At 77.0% G+C, this 1,034-nt stretch carries 1 protein-coding gene; it reads right to left on the reverse strand.

Translation table 11 applies throughout. The features are described 5' to 3' along the window. Positions 1-1,034 (reverse strand): sigma-70 family RNA polymerase sigma factor (locus L1885_RS28715; RefSeq protein ID WP_372482064.1); only part of this gene is annotated, 1,034 nt, incomplete at both ends.

The raw sequence follows: 1,034 nt of genomic DNA on the forward strand, positions 1-1,034 counted from the left end.
GCGGCGCCCGCCCCCGCGGCACCGGCCGCCGCGCCGCCCGCGAGGCCGAGGGCCTTGAGCGAGAACCCGGTCGCGAACCAGCCGATGACGGCGATCGGCACGACGGCCGGGATCTGCGCGTTCACGGACGCCAGTTCGCCCGCCGCCATGCGGCACTTGGCGCACTCGTCCAAGTGCTTGCGCAGCCCGCGCTCGGCGCGCATGCGCAACCCGCCGCGCGCGTAGGCGCCGAGCCGGTCCGCGTAGCGCGCGCAGTCGCCGCCCGCCGTCAGCGCCGAGCTGACGTGCGCCTGGAGATAGGCCTGCTTGAGGCCCTCGCGCGCCCGGCCGGCGAGCACGGCGGTGGCATTGGCGGTGAGGCCGAACAGCGGCGCCACCTGACTCGGCGACTCCTCCTCGACGGTGGTGTGCCACAGCACCGCCTGCCAGCGCTCGGGCAGGCTGCGGAACGCCTGCATCGCGAGGGTCTGCTCGGCCTCGTGCATCGCCTTGACGTCCGCGCCGAGTTCGAGTGTCCGGTCCTCCACGACCGACGAGGAGGCGGCGGCCTGCGCCGCGAACACCGCGAAGTCGTCGACGAGGTGCTCGCGCTTCGCGGTCTTCGTCCAGGCCGCGGCGACCCGGCGCACCGTCGTCAGCAGGTACGCGCGTACGGCGTGTTCGGGGCCGGCGCCGCCCCGGACGGCCTGGAGCGTACGGGCGAAGACCTCGGCGGTCAGGTCGTCCGCGGTGTCCGCGTCGCGGCAGCACGTGCGCGCGTAGCGGCGCACCGCCGCCGAGTGGCGCCGGAAGAGCTCCTCGTACGCGCTGTCGTCGCCGCCGCGCATCCGCTGCACGAGATCGGCGTCGGACACCGGGCCGCCGCCCTGCTCGGCGGCCGCGCCGGGGCGCGTCCCGGCGGCGTCCGGGCGCTGGGCGGGAGCGGGAACCTTGGGCAGCGGCACCGTGGGGGCGGGTCCGCCGCGCCCGGCGCGCTGCTGGGGCACGGCGCCGTCCGGCTCGTGAGCCGCGACGTCGTCCGGATCGGGTTCGGC

It is taken from the genome of Streptomyces fuscigenes, from assembly GCF_021556455.1.
Lineage (GTDB): Bacteria > Actinomycetota > Actinomycetes > Streptomycetales > Streptomycetaceae > Streptomyces > Streptomyces fuscigenes.